13 protein-coding genes are annotated in these 14,362 nt (G+C 66.2%); 10 read left to right on the top strand and 3 right to left on the bottom strand.

Annotated elements, in window-relative coordinates; all coding sequences use genetic code 11:
* Nucleotides 1-123: 123 nt before the first annotated feature.
* Together PKKP23_RS11970 and PKKP23_RS11975 are read right to left on the bottom strand one after the other, a co-directional pair.
* Complete coding sequence (locus PKKP23_RS11970) at nt 124-1,443, bottom strand: substrate-binding domain-containing protein (protein WP_126877042.1); 1,320 nt, start codon at nt 1,441-1,443, stop codon at nt 124-126.
* 144 nt (nt 1,444-1,587) lie between these two features.
* The gene (locus PKKP23_RS11975; protein WP_126877043.1) at nt 1,588-2,907 is read right to left on the bottom strand and encodes a substrate-binding domain-containing protein; all 1,320 of its coding nucleotides are present in this window, start codon (nt 2,905-2,907) and stop codon (nt 1,588-1,590) included.
* Between the two features lie 758 nt (nt 2,908-3,665).
* On the opposite strand from PKKP23_RS11975, the gene gspD reads away from it, so the two are divergent.
* Together gspD and gspF are read left to right on the top strand one after the other, a co-directional pair.
* On the top strand, nt 3,666-6,032 hold the full coding sequence (gspD, locus tag PKKP23_RS11980; protein WP_126877044.1) for a type II secretion system secretin GspD: 2,367 nt from the start codon (nt 3,666-3,668) through the stop codon (nt 6,030-6,032).
* Nucleotides 6,032-7,249: a type II secretion system inner membrane protein GspF gene (gspF, locus tag PKKP23_RS11985; protein WP_126877089.1), complete on the top strand. Its 1,218-nt coding sequence runs from the start codon at nt 6,032-6,034 to the stop codon at nt 7,247-7,249. Before gspD ends, gspF begins: the two co-directional genes overlap by 1 nt.
* Before the next feature lie 43 nt (nt 7,250-7,292).
* Here the strand turns inward: gspF and PKKP23_RS11990 are convergent, their stop codons facing one another.
* Entirely contained in the window at nt 7,293-7,727 is a 435-nt protein-coding gene (locus PKKP23_RS11990) for a general secretion pathway protein GspC (protein WP_240658925.1), read from the bottom strand.
* Between the two features lie 128 nt (nt 7,728-7,855).
* On the opposite strand from PKKP23_RS11990, the gene gspG reads away from it, so the two are divergent.
* The 8 genes from gspG to PKKP23_RS12030 all read left to right on the top strand — a co-directional run bounded on the left by gspG (nt 7,856) and on the right by PKKP23_RS12030 (nt 14,278).
* Nucleotides 7,856-8,341 (top strand): type II secretion system major pseudopilin GspG, encoded by a 486-nt coding sequence (gene gspG, locus PKKP23_RS11995; RefSeq protein ID WP_126877046.1) that lies wholly within the window; start codon nt 7,856-7,858, stop codon nt 8,339-8,341.
* Nucleotides 8,316-8,936, top strand: a complete 621-nt coding sequence (locus PKKP23_RS12000; RefSeq protein ID WP_240658927.1) for a GspH/FimT family pseudopilin — start codon at nt 8,316-8,318, stop codon at nt 8,934-8,936. Before gspG ends, PKKP23_RS12000 begins: the two co-directional genes overlap by 26 nt.
* Nucleotides 8,937-8,979: 43 nt before the next feature.
* Nucleotides 8,980-10,635, top strand: a complete 1,656-nt coding sequence (gene gspL, locus PKKP23_RS12005; protein ID WP_126877047.1) for a type II secretion system protein GspL — start codon at nt 8,980-8,982, stop codon at nt 10,633-10,635.
* Nucleotides 10,590-11,111 (top strand): type II secretion system protein GspM, encoded by a 522-nt coding sequence (gene gspM / locus PKKP23_RS12010; RefSeq protein ID WP_126877048.1) that lies wholly within the window; start codon nt 10,590-10,592, stop codon nt 11,109-11,111. The genes gspL and gspM overlap by 46 nt, the downstream gene beginning before the upstream one ends.
* A 296-nt stretch (nt 11,112-11,407) precedes the next feature.
* Nucleotides 11,408-12,154 carry a secretin and TonB N-terminal domain-containing protein gene (locus PKKP23_RS12015; RefSeq protein ID WP_168724558.1) on the top strand — a complete coding sequence of 249 codons (747 nt, stop codon included), beginning with the start codon at nt 11,408-11,410 and terminating at the stop codon, nt 12,152-12,154.
* 6 nt (nt 12,155-12,160) lie between these two features.
* Nucleotides 12,161-12,709, top strand: a complete 549-nt coding sequence (locus PKKP23_RS12020) for an RNA polymerase sigma factor (RefSeq protein ID WP_017775097.1) — start codon at nt 12,161-12,163, stop codon at nt 12,707-12,709.
* 11 nt (nt 12,710-12,720) lie between these two features.
* Nucleotides 12,721-13,731 carry a FecR family protein gene (locus tag PKKP23_RS12025; protein ID WP_126877049.1) on the top strand — a complete coding sequence of 337 codons (1,011 nt, stop codon included), beginning with the start codon at nt 12,721-12,723 and terminating at the stop codon, nt 13,729-13,731.
* A 295-nt stretch (nt 13,732-14,026) separates the two neighbouring features.
* On the top strand, nt 14,027-14,278 hold the full coding sequence (locus PKKP23_RS12030; RefSeq protein WP_051062026.1) for a FecR/PupR family sigma factor regulator: 252 nt from the start codon (nt 14,027-14,029) through the stop codon (nt 14,276-14,278).
* The last annotated feature ends 84 nt before the right edge of the window (nt 14,279-14,362 follow it).

Below are 14,362 nucleotides of genomic sequence, written 5' to 3' on the forward strand. Positions count from 1 at the left end.
CCAGGGTTGTCGTGGTCCGCATGGAGCATGCGGCGGACCCGATGACGGGCCGTGGCAGAAGAGGAACGGCCCTGCTATGCAGGGCCGTTCGCCATTGGGGCATCGATCTGGCGGATGGTGCGATCAGCGTCCTGTCACCGAGCCCGAGCAGACCGTCGTGTTGCCGATGTTGAGGTTGAATGCGCTGGCGTTGGAGAGGAAGTCGCTGTTGATCGCCGTCAGGTAGGTCGAGGGCACCGAATCGAAGCCGTTGCCGCGAAGCGTCGGCGCGTTGCTGGTCGAATAGTGCTCCGTCAGGAAGTCGACAATCGCGGTAGCGGGAGACGGGCTGTTGGAATTCCGATTGGCATAGCACTGGCTGACGATGATCTGGATCGTGCCGGCGATGGGATAGCCGGTTGACGGGTTGCGGGCGGCCGGCACCCAGTTGGACGGGTTCCGGGCGATCAGTCTGGTGCCGGGCGCGGAGGCGGAGCCCATCGCCGTGGTCGCGTTCTGGTACGTCGGGACGAAGTCCGTGCCCGTGAAGTCGTTGCGCAGGCTGGCAACCGGGAGATTGTTTGCCTTGGCTGGCGCGCTGGACGGCGCGAGGAACGTGTTGGTGTAGTCCGGGCTCAGATAGCCGACGCCAGCGCCGGAGAGCGCAAGCAGAGAAACGGCAACGCCACTGCTGCCTGATGCCGGCGCGAAGTTCGACGGCACGCCGGCAATGAATTCGCCCGCGAAGTTTTGCGACTCGGTAAACGTGATGTTCGAGTTGGGCGCGACCGTCACGCCGTTGCGCACGAACGGCGTCGTGTGGCAGACCTGCGCGAGGTGAGCGGTCAAAAGGTCGGTTGCATCGCCGTCTCCAGCGGTATAGATCACCGTGATCGGCTTGCTGCCAGCCGAATAGACCGAGCCGTTGTCTGGGTTGATGACCTGGTTCCAGTTGGTGAGCCTGCCCGAGAAGATGCCGCACAGGTCGTCGTCGTTGAGCGCAACGGTGGGCGTCGCGCTGTTCGGCAGCGCGGGCCCTGTGCCGGCCGGAGCGTTCACGAGGGCAATCGTGACGGGTGTGACGAGGTATGGGATCTGGATCAGCGGACCGTTCGTGATGCCTAGCCCACCCGTCGACGTGTAGGCCGAAATCTGTGCCGGCGAGAGCGGCGCGTCGCTGATCGCGAAATCGACCGTGCCCATCACCGTGGTGGTACCGGAGTCGAATTGCGACGGGTCGTTGTTCAGGAACGCCGCTTCGCCTCTGGCTGAACCGACCGCGTAGTAAGAAATCGTGCCGTTTACCGCAGGCGAAGCAGAGACTTCGGTGCCGATCAGCGGAGCGACCATTGACGAGCCACCGCCGAGCAGCGATGGAGCAGCCTGCGCCATCGCAACCGGAGTACCAAGGATTGACATGGCAAGCGTGATGGCCTGACAGACCTTGCGTTCGTTGAGTTTCATGGGAATTCCTATACGGGCTTGACCACACCCGCGTATGGCGTGCGGAATTCGCCGCGCGTGCTGCGAATCCGGGCGGATAAAAACAGAACGGCCCTGCTACGCAGGGCCGTGAAATGCAAAGCTGTGATCAAACGGATGGCGCGATTAGCGACCCGTCACCGACCCCGAGCAGGTCGTCGTGTTGCCGATGTTCAGGTTCCACGTGCTCGCGTTGGACAGGAAGTCGTTGTTGATTGCCGTCAGGTAGTTCGAGGGCACCGAGTCGAAGCCGTTGCCGTGAAGCGTCGCCGCGTTGCTGCTCGAATAGTGCTGCGTCAGGAAGTCGACGACCGCGGCAGCAGGCGCCGGGCTGTTCGACTTCGGATTGGCATAGCACTGGCTGACGATGATCTGGCTCGTGCCGGCGATGGGATAGCCCGCCGTCGGGTTGCTGGCAGCCGGAACCCATTGCGTCGGATCCTTGGCGCCCGCTTGCTTGGCCGGCGGAGCGACCGTGCCGATCGCCGTCGTCGCGTTCTGGTACGTCGGAACGATGTCCGTGCCCGTGAAGTCGTTGCGCAGGCTGGCGACCGACAGATTGTTCGTCTTGGCTGGCGAGCTGGACGGTGCCAGGAACGTGTTGGTGTAGTCGGGGCTCAGGTAGCCGACGCCGGCGCCGGAGAGCGCGAGCAGCGCGGCTGCAACGCCGCCGCTGCCCGTTGCCGAGCGGAAGTTCGACGGCACGCCGCCGGTGAATTCACCCGCGAAGTTCTGCGACTCGGTGAACGTGATGTTCGAGTTGGCTGCAACCGTCACGCCATTACGCACGAACGACGTCGTATGGCAGACCTTGGCGAGGTGGGCCGTCGTCAGATCGGTCGTGCCGCTGTTGTCAGCGCGATAGATCACCGTGATCGGCTTGCTGCTGCTCGAGTAGGCCGAGCTGTTGTCCGGATTGATGACCTGGTTCCAGTCGGTCAGCTTGCCGGAGAAGATGCCGCACAGGTCGTCGTCGTTGAGGGCAACGGTGGGCGTCGCGCTGTTCGGCAGAGCCGGGCCCGTGCCGGTCGGCGCGTTCACGAGGGGAATCGCGATCGGCGTGACGATGTAGGGAATCTGGATCAGCGGGCCGTTCGTGACGCCGAGGCCGCCCGTCGAGGTGTAAGCCGAGACTTGGGCCGACGACAGCGGCGCGTCGCTGTTCGCGAAGTCAACCGTGCCCGTCACCGTGACGGTACCGGAGTTGAATTGCGAGGGGTCGTTGTTCAGGAAGGCCGTTTGACCTTTGCCCGAGCCAACGGAGTAGTACGAAATTGTGCCGTCCGCAGCAGGGAACGCCGAGATTTCGGTGCCGATGGTCGGCGCGACGAGCGACGAGCCGCCGCCGATCAGCGACGGAGCCGTTTGGGCCATGGCGACCGAGGCGCCAAGGGCGGAAATGACGAGGGTGATAGCCTGGCAGATCTTGCGCTTGCTGGATTTCATGAGATTTCCTTGAACGAAGATAAAGGGAATGCCTGTTGCCTGATGACGAGACGAGTACCGCTTGATTGCCACATTGCGGCGACCGGTATCCGGTGTGAACCGCCGAATTACTCTAGGTGAAATCTGGAAAGAATTTGTGAAACTTTTATAGCGAATGGTACGGACCATTTTTGAAAATGGGCTGTCACCCATATGGGATCTGGCAAGAGCGATTGAGCGCCGCCGCAGCAAGCGGAAAACAAGCCGAAGACAGGCAACAAAAACCCGAGAAAGAAAACCCGCAATCGCCCGAGCAGCAAGCGAGGCGTACCCGTGCCCGCAACGGCAAAGCCCCTACCGCCCTTCCACGTCAATTTGATGGCAGATGCTACGGACCATTTCTGTCACGTCTTGAAAAGCCTCGCCGTTCCACGATTCGCCATTTATAAAAAAGCGAATTTCGGCGCAAAAAATTAAACCACGCAATGCGGCCTGAATATAAAACGTCGAAACGTCTATATGACAGAAGCGAAAATCGAATCCGCCGAAAACGATTTAATGAAATCCACTCAACCCCCGCAAAAAATGTTGCCCACCATTCGTCATAATTCTGATCCACTTCGCTGCTTAGTCTTTGCCGGGCGAATCCGTCCGGCATGAGGCGCGCCGGGGACCCGACGAACAGACGAGGCCATGCGGGGTGCGCTGTGGAGTATCGATGCACGCGGCAGACGCGTTCGTCGCCGCCCGCCTGTTGCTCCGGCATCGAACCCAGCTCTATGACAAGCACACGCTCACGCTTCGGTCGCTTCGGTTGTTCCCCCGCAGGCTTCGCGATTCTGTTGACCGGTCTGGTCGCCGCGCGGTTTGCCTTCGCGCAGGTCAGCCTCAACTTTTCGAATGCGGACGTGGCGCAGGTGGCCAAGGCCATCGGCGCGGCGACGGATACGACGATCATCGTGGACCCGCGCGTGAAAGGGCAGCTCAATCTCGTCTCGGACAACCCCGTCAGCAAGGAGCGCTCGCTCAAGACGCTCGAGGCCGCGCTGCGCATGCAGGGCTTCGCGCTCGTGCGCGACCACGGCATTCTGAAGGTGGTGCCCGAGGCCGATGCGAAGCTGCAAGGCACGCCCACCTACGTCGGCAACACGCCGCGCGCAAGCGGCGACCACGTCATTACGCAGGTGTTCCGCCTGCGCAACGAATCCGCGACGAACCTGCTGCCCGTGCTCAAACCGCTCGTGAGCCCCAACAACGTGATTGCGGCCTACGCGAACGACAACACGCTCGTCGTCACGGACTACGCCGACAACGTCCGCCGCATCGCGCAGATCATCTCGGGCATCGACGCGAGCACGTCGCAGCGCGTGGCCGTGGTGCCGCTCAATCACGAAAGTGCCATGGATCTGGCGCCCGTCGTGCAGAAGATGCTGGACCCAGGCACGACGGGCAATACCGACGCCACGCTCAAGGTGTCGGTGAGCGCGGACCCGCGCCTCAACGCATTGCTGTTGCGCGCCACCGACCCCGGTCGCGTCGCCGACGCCAAGGCGCTCATCGCGCAGCTCGACGCGCCCACGCGCGTGCCCGGCAACATGCACGTGGTGCGCCTGCAAAACGCGAGCGCCGTGGACCTTGCGAAGGTGCTGCGCGGCATGCTGGGTCTCGCCGTCGATACGGGCAGCGGTTCGCTGGGCACCTCTTCAGCGAAAAGCTTCAGCGAGAGCAACGGTGGCATGTCCGGCAAGAGCGGCGGGATAGGCACGGGCACGAACGCATCCACGGGCACGGCAGGCCTGCCGCCGCTGCCGGGCACGACCGACAGCGCATCGGGCTCGACCAGCGGCGACACCGCCACAGCGCGCGGCGGCCTGATTGCGAGCGCGATGGGCGGCGGCGCGGAGTCCGCCGCGAACGGCATGATCCAGGCCGACGCCGCCACGAACTCGCTCGTCATCACGGCGCCCGAGCCGGTCTACCAGAACATCCGCAACGTGATCGACCAGCTCGACGTGCGCCGCGCGCAGGTCTATCTGGAAGCGATGATCGTGGAGATGAGCGCGACCTCGGCCGCGAATCTCGGCGTGCAGTGGCAGGGCGCCATCCAGTCGGGCAACGGCAACAACGCGCTGTACGGCAGCACGAACTTCGGCACGTCGACGAGCCAGAGCATCGTGGACCTCACGGCGCAGGGGCAGACGCTTGGCCAGAATCTCTCCACGGCAACGGCCACCACGCTGCTCAACAACGGCATCAACATCGGCCTGCTGCACAAGTTCGGCAAGTTCTTCGGGCTCGGCGCGCTCGTGCAGGCACTGGCGACCGTGAGCAACGCGTCGATTCTCTCGTCGCCCAATCTCATCACGCTCGACAACGAGGAAGCACGCATCGTGGTGGGCTCCAACGTGCCGGTGCAAACGGGTTCGTATTCCACGGCCACGGCGGTTTCGAGCACGGGCGTCAACGCGTTCAACACGTTCGACCGGCAGGACGTGGGCATCGTGCTGCACGTGCGCCCGCAGATCACGAAGGGCGGCGTCATCAAGCTGCAGATCTATTCGGAAGACTCGTCGGTGGACCCGACCTCCGTGAACAACCCGGGCGGCGTGACCATCATCAAGCGGTCGGTGCAGTCGACGGTGCTCACCGACGACGGCGAGATCATCGTGCTGGGCGGCCTCATTCAGGACAATTACTCGGACGGCAACAACAAGGTGCCGTTCCTCGGTGATCTGCCGCTGATCGGCTCGCTCTTTCGCGCGGAGAACAAGAGCCGCACGAAGACCAACGTGATGGTGTTTCTGCGGCCCGTGATTCTGCACGACGGCGAGACCACCGCGAGCATTTCGGGCAGCCGCTACGACCAGTTGCAACAACAGATGAGCGACTACCGCTCGGACAACCGCATCGAACGCGACCGCGATAGCCCCGCGCTGCCGCCGCGCCCGCCGGGCCCCGAGCAGGGCGTGGCGCCGGCCGAGGGCCTCTTCGATTTGCAGCGGATGAAGCGGCCGTCTGCGAGTGGCGATGGTGGCTCCGCTCCCGCTGCGGACAGCGTGACCGGTGCAACGGCAGCAGCAGGTGCCTCGGGTGCAACAGGCGCTTCCGGTACCGCAAGTGCTTCAGCTACAACAGGAGCCCCATGATGTCTGCGTTCCGCTACGAAGCAATCAACCCCACGGGCAAGACCTTGCGAGGCGTGCTGGAAGCCGATAGCGCGAAGGCGGGGCGCAGTCAGTTGCGCGCGCAGGGTTTGACGCCGCTCGTCGTCGAACTCGCAGCATCGCGACTGCACGGCGAGCGCAACCAGCGGCTCGCGCTCGGCAAGAAGCTTTCGCAGCGCGAGCAGGCCATCGTCACGCGCCAGCTTGCGAGCCTATTGATTGCGGGCCTGCCGCTCGACGAAACGCTTTCGGTGTTGAGCGACCAGGCCGAGCGCGACTACGTGCGCGAACTGATGGCCTCGATACGCGCGGAAGTGGTGGGCGGCCACTCGTTTGCGAATGCGCTCTCGCAGCATCCGCGCGATTTTCCCGACATCTATCGCGCGCTCGTGGCGGCCGGCGAGCATACGGGCAAGCTCGGCGTGGTGCTCTCGCGGCTCGCGGACTACATCGAGCAGAGCAACGCGCTGCGGCAGAAAATTCTGCTCGCCTTCACGTACCCCGCGGTCGTCACGGTGATCGCATTCGGCATCGTCACGTTTCTGTTGAGCTACGTGGTGCCGCAGGTGGCCAACGTGTTCACGAGCACCAAACAGCAATTGCCGTTTCTGACGGTGGCGATGCTCGCGCTCTCGGGCTTCGTGCGGCACTGGTGGTGGGCGGCGCTCGGTGGGCTCTTCGCGGCGGGGTGGCTCACGCGCAAGGTGCTTGCGCTGCCGGGCCCGCGGCTCGCGTTCGACCAATGGCTGTTGACGGCGCCGCTCGCGGGCCGGCTTGTGCGCGGCTACAACACCGTGCGCTTCGCGAGCACGCTCGGCATTCTCTCGGCGGCCGGCGTGCCGATTCTGCGTGCGTTGCAGGCCGCAGGCGAAACGCTGAGCAACCGTGCGATGTTCGGCAAGGTGGAAGACGCCATCGTGCGCGTGCGCGAGGGTTCGTCGCTCTCGCGTGCGCTCGGCAATACGAAGACGTTTCCGCCCGTGCTCGTGCATCTGATCCGCTCGGGCGAGGCGACCGGCGACGTGACGACGATGCTCGACCGCGCGTCCGAAGGCGAGTCGCGCGAGCTGGAGCGCCGCACGATGTTTCTCACGAGCCTGCTCGAACCGCTGCTGATTCTCGCGATGGGCGGCGTGGTGCTCGTGATCGTGCTCGCCGTGATGATGCCGATCATCGAACTCAACAACATGGTGCAGTGATGAACGGTGCGCCTGCCGCCTGTATCTGTGGCGGCGCTCAAGCTCAGCGCACGAACGCGCTCGGGCTCTGCGCGTCGGGCAGCCTGATTTCGCGCTGCAAGCCGTTGCTTTCCACCACGATGGAACGCGCGCGCACCTCGGCGAGTTTCGCGGCGTGGCCGACTGTGCCGCCCAGACGCACGACACGCGCCGCCTCGCCGCCCTGGCTCACGATGGCGGCGGCATGGTGTGCGTCGAACGAGAGGATGCCGAGCAACTGGAGGGTGTTGTGCGCGTCGGCGTCGGGCGAGGCGCCGAAGAGCGTCGTGCCCGCGGATACGTCGAGCGGCGCGGGTGGAGGCGTGATGGCCGGTGCGGCTGCTGCCGGCGCGTTGAATACGCGCACCCACCAGAGCACCACGGCGATAAACAGCGCAGCCGCTACAGCCGTGGCGAGCATGGGCGCAACGGCGAGGCGAGTCAGGGGCAGGCGAATCATGGTTGATGTCCCGGGCGGCAAGAAGGAAACCGACGAAGCGAACGAGCGATTAAGCGGCGCGTGCATGAAACGCAGCACATGCCGACATTTTTTGACGCGAGGGTGAAGAGATGATGACGCGACCCGCAATGACTCATTCAACGCATGCGTGCACACCGCGTTCAGCGCGGCGGTACCAAAGCGGCCAAGGCAAGCCGCGCAGCCAGCGCGGCTTCACCCTCATCGAAATCATGGTGGTGATCGCGATTCTCGGCATTCTCGCCGCGCTCATCGTGCCGAAGATCATGAGCCGCCCCGACGAGGCGCGGCGTGTGGCGGCGAAGCAGGACATCGGCACGGTGATGCAGGCGCTCAATCTGTACCGGCTCGACAACGGGCGGTATCCGTCGCAGGACCAGGGGCTGCGCGCGCTCGTGGAAAAGCCCACGGTAGACCCCGTGCCGAACAACTGGAAAGACGGCGGCTACCTGGAGCGCCTGCCCAACGACCCGTGGGGCAACGCGTATCAATATCTGAATCCGGGCGTGCACGGCGCAATCGACGTGTTCAGCTATGGCGCCGACGGCAAGGCAGGCGGAGAGAACAACGATGCGGACATTGGTTCGTGGCAGTGAGCGCACGGGCGCCGGCGTGTGCGGCGGCGGTGGCGCGATAAACGCGCTGCCGTTCGTGCACGATGCTCGCTTGCCGCGCGACGGCGGCATGGCGTCCACGCGCGCACGGCCAGGCACGCACCGCATGAGCACGACGCAACGCACCGCAGGCTTCACGCTGCTCGAAATGCTCGTGGTGATGCTGATCGTCGGGCTGCTCGTGGCCGTGGTAACGCTCGCGCCCTCCAGAAACCGGCGCACCGATCTCGCCGAAGAAGCGCAGCGCGTGGCGAGCCTGCTCGAATCCGCAGGCGACGAAGCGCAGGTGCGTTCCACCCCGATCGCGTGGCAACCCGTAAATGGCGGCTATCGCTTCTATCAGCGCGCCGAAAACGGCGCCTGGCAGCCCATGACCGACGACCTGTTCCGCGCGCATCGCTGGAGCGCGAGCGTCACGGGCGTATCCATCCGCTATACGGGCGGCGCGGCGATTTCGCGCGTGGTGCTGGGCGCGGAGAGCATCGACGTGCCTGTCACGATTGCGCTCTCGTCCGGGTCGGTGCAATGGCTCGTGGTGGGCACGGGCATCGGCAACTTCGTGGTGCGGGCGCCGTGAACGGGCGCGCACGCGTGCAGTCAGGCATTGCACGAGGCGCGCGATGACGAGCCTCGTCGTGCTGCTGCCCTCGATTCACGCTATCGACGCGAAGCCGCTCGATATGCAGGCCTGGCACCGCGTGCGGGTGCGCTATGCGTTATTCGATCGCCACGAGCAGATCGTTCACGCGGACGCGTGTTTGTCCGATGCGTTGCCGAAGGCGCAAACCGCCGTGCTGATTTTCTCGGCGCGCGACACACTGTTGCTCGAAGCAAGCCTGCCGCCTGTCGCCGGGCCGAAGCTGCGCAAGCTGCTGCCCAACGTGGTGGAAGAATTTTTGATCGACGATGCGCGGCGCAGCCACATTGCCGTTGCGCCCGCGCAGAAGGGCGAGGCAAACCGCGCGCTTGCGGTGGTGGATCGCGAGCGGTTCGGGGCGGTGGTTCGATGGTTCGCGGCGATGGGCTATGGACGGGTGCGGGCGGTGCCGCTGGTTCACTGTTTGCCTGCGCCGGCAGACGGACCGCAGGACGAGGCGGCCGAGGAGGCTGAAGCGAGGCGCGAGCCTGGACTCGCACTCGAAGACGAGGACGCGCGGGAGGCATCGCCACTCGCAAGCCAGACGGAAGCACGCGATGCCAGACGCCATGCAGGCGTGTTGATCGTGCGACGTGCATCGGTCGAGCGAGGCGATCAGGTCACGCAGATCGAGGCCGAAGCTCAAGCAGCGGCACAGGCCGTCGTCGTTCAGCACGCTACACAGGCACACGCCACGTACGCGGCATACGCCAACAGGCACGCGGATATCGACACCGAACCGCTCCACGACGCGGGCGCCCCTTCCGCGGAGCAAGTGGACCACGTCGAACTCGCGATTCGCCAGGGGCGCACCGGCTTCGGCATGGATGTGCGGGCCGACTGTCTCGACACGACGATTGCAGAACTCGCGCGGCGCGGCACGCTGCAAGTCTGGGCGTTGACCGCCTCGGGCACGGCAGACGCCGCGAACGTGCCGCAAGCGCATGACACAGGCACGCCAGACAACGCGCACAGCGCGGCGCAAACGAACGCCGGTCATCACGGCGATCCGGCGAACCCGTCGCGAACCGCGGCGCACACCGCTTTCCCACTCGCCGTACAAGGCTTTGCCTGGGACCATCTCGCGCGCAATGCGCTCGCGTGCCCGTTCGACCTGTGTCAGTTCGAATTTGCGAACGCGGGTCGCGGGCAGGCAGGTGATCGAGGCGCACTGCGCCCATGGTGGCCGGCTATCGCGCTTGTCGCGGCATCGCTCGTGGCTTCGATTGCGGCCATTAACGTTCAGTGGCTGCAACTGCGGCACCGGCAAGACGCATTGAACGCGCGGATGACCGAGCTCGTGAAAACCGCGTTCCCCGGCATCACGCTGATTCTCGATCCGTCCACGCAGATGCAGATCGAACTCAAGCGGCTGCGCAGCGCCGCAGGCGAACTGCGCGCCGACGACTACCTGGTGCTGGCCGCCGCGCTCTCGCGCGCCCTGGGCCCCATTCCATCGAGCGCCATCGCCACGCTCGACTATAGCGACGGCGCGCTCGCCGTCATGTTCAAGCCGGACACGACGATCGATGGTGAGGGCCTGCGCCGGCGTCTGCTCGCACAAGGCGTCGCCACGAAGGAAGACAACGGCAAATGGATGCTCGGCTCGCTCAACTCCACGCCGCGCGCGCCGCGCTGAGCGGCTGGTTCGAGGCCCGCGCGCCGCGCGAGCGCCTGCTGCTCGCGGTGGGCGGCACGGTGCTGCTCGTCGCCTTCGTCTACACCGTGCTGTGGGAGCCCGCATACGAGGGGCGCGCGCGCATCGCGGCCGGCTTGCCGAGGCTCGATGCCCAACTCGCGCAGATGCAAGGGCAAACAGACGAAGCGCGGCGCCTGCGTGCCGCAGCGGCCGTGCACGCGCCGCAAGGCAACGCATTGCGCGACGCGCTGGCGGCCTCGCTCACGCAGGCGGGCATGGCCGAGGCGCGCGTCGTCGCGACGGGCGATAACGTGCAGATCGACGCGAAAGCGGTGCCCTTCGCCGCGTGGATGACGTGGCTCGACCAGGTGCGCCGCGAGCAGCACGTGCGCGTCGTCAACGCGCATGCAAGCGCCGAATCGCGTGTCGGGCTGGCGACCGTTTCGGCCACGCTGCAACCGGCAGCGCAGCAGTAAAGATCGATGCCGCAAAAAAACGGCTCGCCACAGGCGCGCCTCGTCACCAACGCGCCTCGTCACCAACACGTCTCGCCACCAACGCGTCTCGCCACTAACTCGCCTCGTCACTAACTCGCCCACCAACACACGCGCTGCTTCATCGTCCCCAGGCCCCACGCTCTCACCTTCGCCCCACGTCACCGGACTGTCACAGTCTTTACCTATCGTATGACGTTCGCATTTTTCCGGCGGGCGCCATTCGTTCGGGGCAGGCGCCATCTGCCGGGCGCATCCTCTTTTCCGGCCATTGACTCATGAGACGTTCATGGACGCCCACCGGTGTCCTGGCGCTGATCGCATGCCTGATGTTTGCCGCTTTCACGGCGCGTTGCGCCGAGGCGCAGCAGGCGGGACGAGACAGTCGAGCCGCGGATGCAGTCCGTTTCGATCTGCCCGCGCAGCCGCTGTCCCAGGCCTTGCAAGCGTTTGCGCACGTCACGGATCTGGTCGTACTGGCGCCCGCGCCGTTGCTGGAAGGGCGCACGAGTAGCGCCTTGAGCGGAGACTACGCGCCGCGCGATGCGCTCGAGCGCCTGCTGGCCGGCACCGGATTGCGTGCGGATTTCACGGGGCCGGACGAGGCGATCATCGTGGCACAGCCGGAAGGGGCAGCCTCGACGCCGCCAGCCGCGGCAGGCAGCGATCCGGCAAGCGCCGCGCCGCCGACGGACGGCATGAGCGGCAACGACGAACAACGCGCCTACGCAGCCACGCTGCAGGCGCGCATGACTGACGCGCTGTGCGCGCAGCCCGCGACCGTGCCGGGCAGTTACCGGCTGGTGGCGCAACTGCGTATCGACGACAAGGGGACGGTAGTGGCGGTCAACCTGGTGGCATCGAGCGGCCTCGCCTCGCGCGACGCGGCCATCGTGCGCGCACTGCGGCGGATGAGGCTCGATTCGGCGCCGCCCGCGGGCGTGCCCGAGCCCGTCACGATCCTATTGCGGCCGGTCGGCAGCGGCGTGCACTTTCGCTGCCCGCAGCCGGACGAACGGAACTAGTCCGCCATGGCCGACAGCACCCGCTCCCAGTTGAGGAAGCTTCTGGCCTCGCGCTACGCGTATCTGGTGAGGCGTCTCGAGCGCGTGACGGGATCGAAGGACGGCGCCACCGACGCCCTGCACGAAACGTGGCTGCGTCTGGAAAACGCGAACGTCACGACGCAGGTGGCCAACGCGGACGCCTACATTCTCGGCATGGCCAACAACGTCGCCATCGACCAGCATCGGCGCGAGCGCCGGCATCTGCACGACGACGACGTCGAAACCCTGATGGACGTGCCCGACGAACTCGCGGACCCCGCGCGCATCGTCGAAGCGCGGCGCAAGGTGGAAGCCCTGAAAGACGTGCTGCGCGGCCTCACGCCGCGGCGTCGGGCCATTCTGATCGCGGCGCGCGTGGACGGCCTGCTGAACCGCGAGATCGCGGAGCAGTTCGGCATTTCGCTGCGGCTCGTGGAAAGCGAACTGAGCGCGGCGCTGAAGTATTGCCTGCAGCGTGTCCAGGAGGCGGGCGACGCCTACCCCGGTTCGCGCAGCGGGCCCCGTAAATTTTGAGCCTCATTGCAATGACCAAAGCTGAAGCCGATTCCGTCGACCTCGCGCAGGAAGAAGCGCGCGCGTGGCTGCTGCGCCTGCGTTCGGGGAACGCAGGCCCGGCCGATGCCGCGGCGTTCGGCGAGTGGTGCGCCGACCATCCGCAGACGGCTCAGCTGTTGCGCGAAACGTGGAGTTCGTTGCGCACGGCGGCAGCGGAGATCGCGCAGGAAGAGCGGGCGTCGGGCCGGTCGTGGGCCGGCGTGGCGCAGCGCGAGCGTGCCGTGCGGACCGGCCGGCGCGCCTTCGTCGGGTTCGCGGTGGCGGCGGGCGCGTCGTGGCTCGCGCTGCGTCCGCCCATGCAGTTGTGGCCGTCGCTGGGCGACATGGCCGCGGACTACTACACGGGCACGGGCGAGCAGCGCCGCATCGCGCTCTCGGACCGTGTGAGCGTCGAACTGAATACGCAGACGCGTCTCGACGTGCTGCCCATGCGCGTGGCCGCGCGCGGCGTGGAACTGGTGGACGGCGAAGCCGAATTCGACGCGGCTGCGCCTGCCGCAGGCCGCGTCGCGCCCATCCAGCCGGTGACGGTTGTGGCGGGCAAGGGCCGCATGCAGGCCCAGGTGGCGCGTTTCAACGTGCGCCGCACGGGCGCCGAGGTGTGCGTGACCTGCGTATCGGGCTGGCTCGTGCTCGACCATCCCGTGCAGCGGGCGCGCGGCGACCTCACGCTGCGCGCAGGCGAGCAGATCATTTACGACGACCGCCACGTGCGGCCCGTCACGCGCACTGATGCAGCGGCCGTCACCGCGTGGCGCCGCGGCGTGCTGGTGTTCAACGGCGTGCCGCTTGCCGAGGTGATCGACGAGATCAACCGCTACCGGCCCGGCAAGGTCGTGCTGCGCAACGCGGCGCTGGGCCAGAACCGCATTCAGGCGCAATTCCCCATTACGCGGCTCGACGACGTGCTCGACATGATGGGGCGCCTGTACGGCGCGCGCGTGATGCGGCTGCCGGGCAATATCGTGCTGCTGAGCTGAACGCAACCGGCGTGCGCTGCGGTACGAACGTGTGCCGCGTAGCCGCGTGCGCTTCGCGCTTTGCGGGTTACACCCCGCTCCATCCGACCTGATCTATGAGGGCCTCTGGAAAGCGGCCCGGCCACGTCGCAGCTGCGGGCGGGTAGCCGGGCGGCCTGCGCATGTCTTGCGTGTGCCGCGGGCGCAGGACGGTGCGCCAGGGCCTGGCGCGGTCTCGCATGACGGAGGAAGGCAAGGACACAAGGGGCGCTCGCCACGCGCGAGCGGGTTCATCTCAGCGTGAGCGGTGGCGGACATGAAAGCATCGCAACTGCATGACTCTTCTCGCCACACGCACGCCGCTTCTGTGCAGATTCGCGACGGGGCCGTGCGCTGGGTGCTCTGGTTGCGCTCGCGCGACGCGAATGAGGCCGACCGCGAAGCGTTCCGGCGCTGGCGCACGCAGAGCGACGACCACGCGCGCGCGGCGCGCGACATCATCTGGCTCTGGACGATGCTCGGCATGCTGGGCCGCGACGCCGCGGACTGGGCGTCGCCCATTCACTGAACCGCGCTTCACTGAGCCGTTATTTGCCGCGCCGTTGTGCCGCGAGCCGCATGTAGGGGCCGCCCGCGCGGGCTGAGGCGTCAC

It is taken from the genome of Paraburkholderia kururiensis JCM 10599 = LMG 19447, assembly GCF_003986935.1.
GTDB lineage: Bacteria > Pseudomonadota > Gammaproteobacteria > Burkholderiales > Burkholderiaceae > Paraburkholderia > Paraburkholderia kururiensis.

Excerpts from the sequence above, each read along its gene's own strand:
- gspL (WP_126877047.1), top strand. The coding sequence starts at position 8,980 with ATGACGAGCCTCGTCGTGCTGCTGCCCTCGATTCACGCTATCGACGCG.
- PKKP23_RS11990 (WP_240658925.1), bottom strand. The coding sequence starts at position 7,727 with ATGATTCGCCTGCCCCTGACTCGCCTCGCCGTTGCGCCCATGCTCGCC.
- gspF (WP_126877089.1), top strand. The coding sequence starts at position 6,032 with ATGTCTGCGTTCCGCTACGAAGCAATCAACCCCACGGGCAAGACCTTG.
- gspD (WP_126877044.1), top strand. The coding sequence starts at position 3,666 with ATGACAAGCACACGCTCACGCTTCGGTCGCTTCGGTTGTTCCCCCGCA.
- PKKP23_RS12020 (WP_017775097.1), top strand. The coding sequence starts at position 12,161 with ATGGCCGACAGCACCCGCTCCCAGTTGAGGAAGCTTCTGGCCTCGCGC.
- PKKP23_RS12000 (WP_240658927.1), top strand. The coding sequence starts at position 8,316 with ATGCGGACATTGGTTCGTGGCAGTGAGCGCACGGGCGCCGGCGTGTGC.
- PKKP23_RS12025 (WP_126877049.1), top strand. The coding sequence starts at position 12,721 with ATGACCAAAGCTGAAGCCGATTCCGTCGACCTCGCGCAGGAAGAAGCG.
- gspG (WP_126877046.1), top strand. The coding sequence starts at position 7,856 with ATGACTCATTCAACGCATGCGTGCACACCGCGTTCAGCGCGGCGGTAC.
- PKKP23_RS11970 (WP_126877042.1), bottom strand. The coding sequence starts at position 1,443 with ATGAAACTCAACGAACGCAAGGTCTGTCAGGCCATCACGCTTGCCATG.
- PKKP23_RS12030 (WP_051062026.1), top strand. The coding sequence starts at position 14,027 with ATGAAAGCATCGCAACTGCATGACTCTTCTCGCCACACGCACGCCGCT.
- gspM (WP_126877048.1), top strand. The coding sequence starts at position 10,590 with ATGGATGCTCGGCTCGCTCAACTCCACGCCGCGCGCGCCGCGCTGAGC.
- PKKP23_RS12015 (WP_168724558.1), top strand. The coding sequence starts at position 11,408 with ATGAGACGTTCATGGACGCCCACCGGTGTCCTGGCGCTGATCGCATGC.
- PKKP23_RS11975 (WP_126877043.1), bottom strand. The coding sequence starts at position 2,907 with ATGAAATCCAGCAAGCGCAAGATCTGCCAGGCTATCACCCTCGTCATT.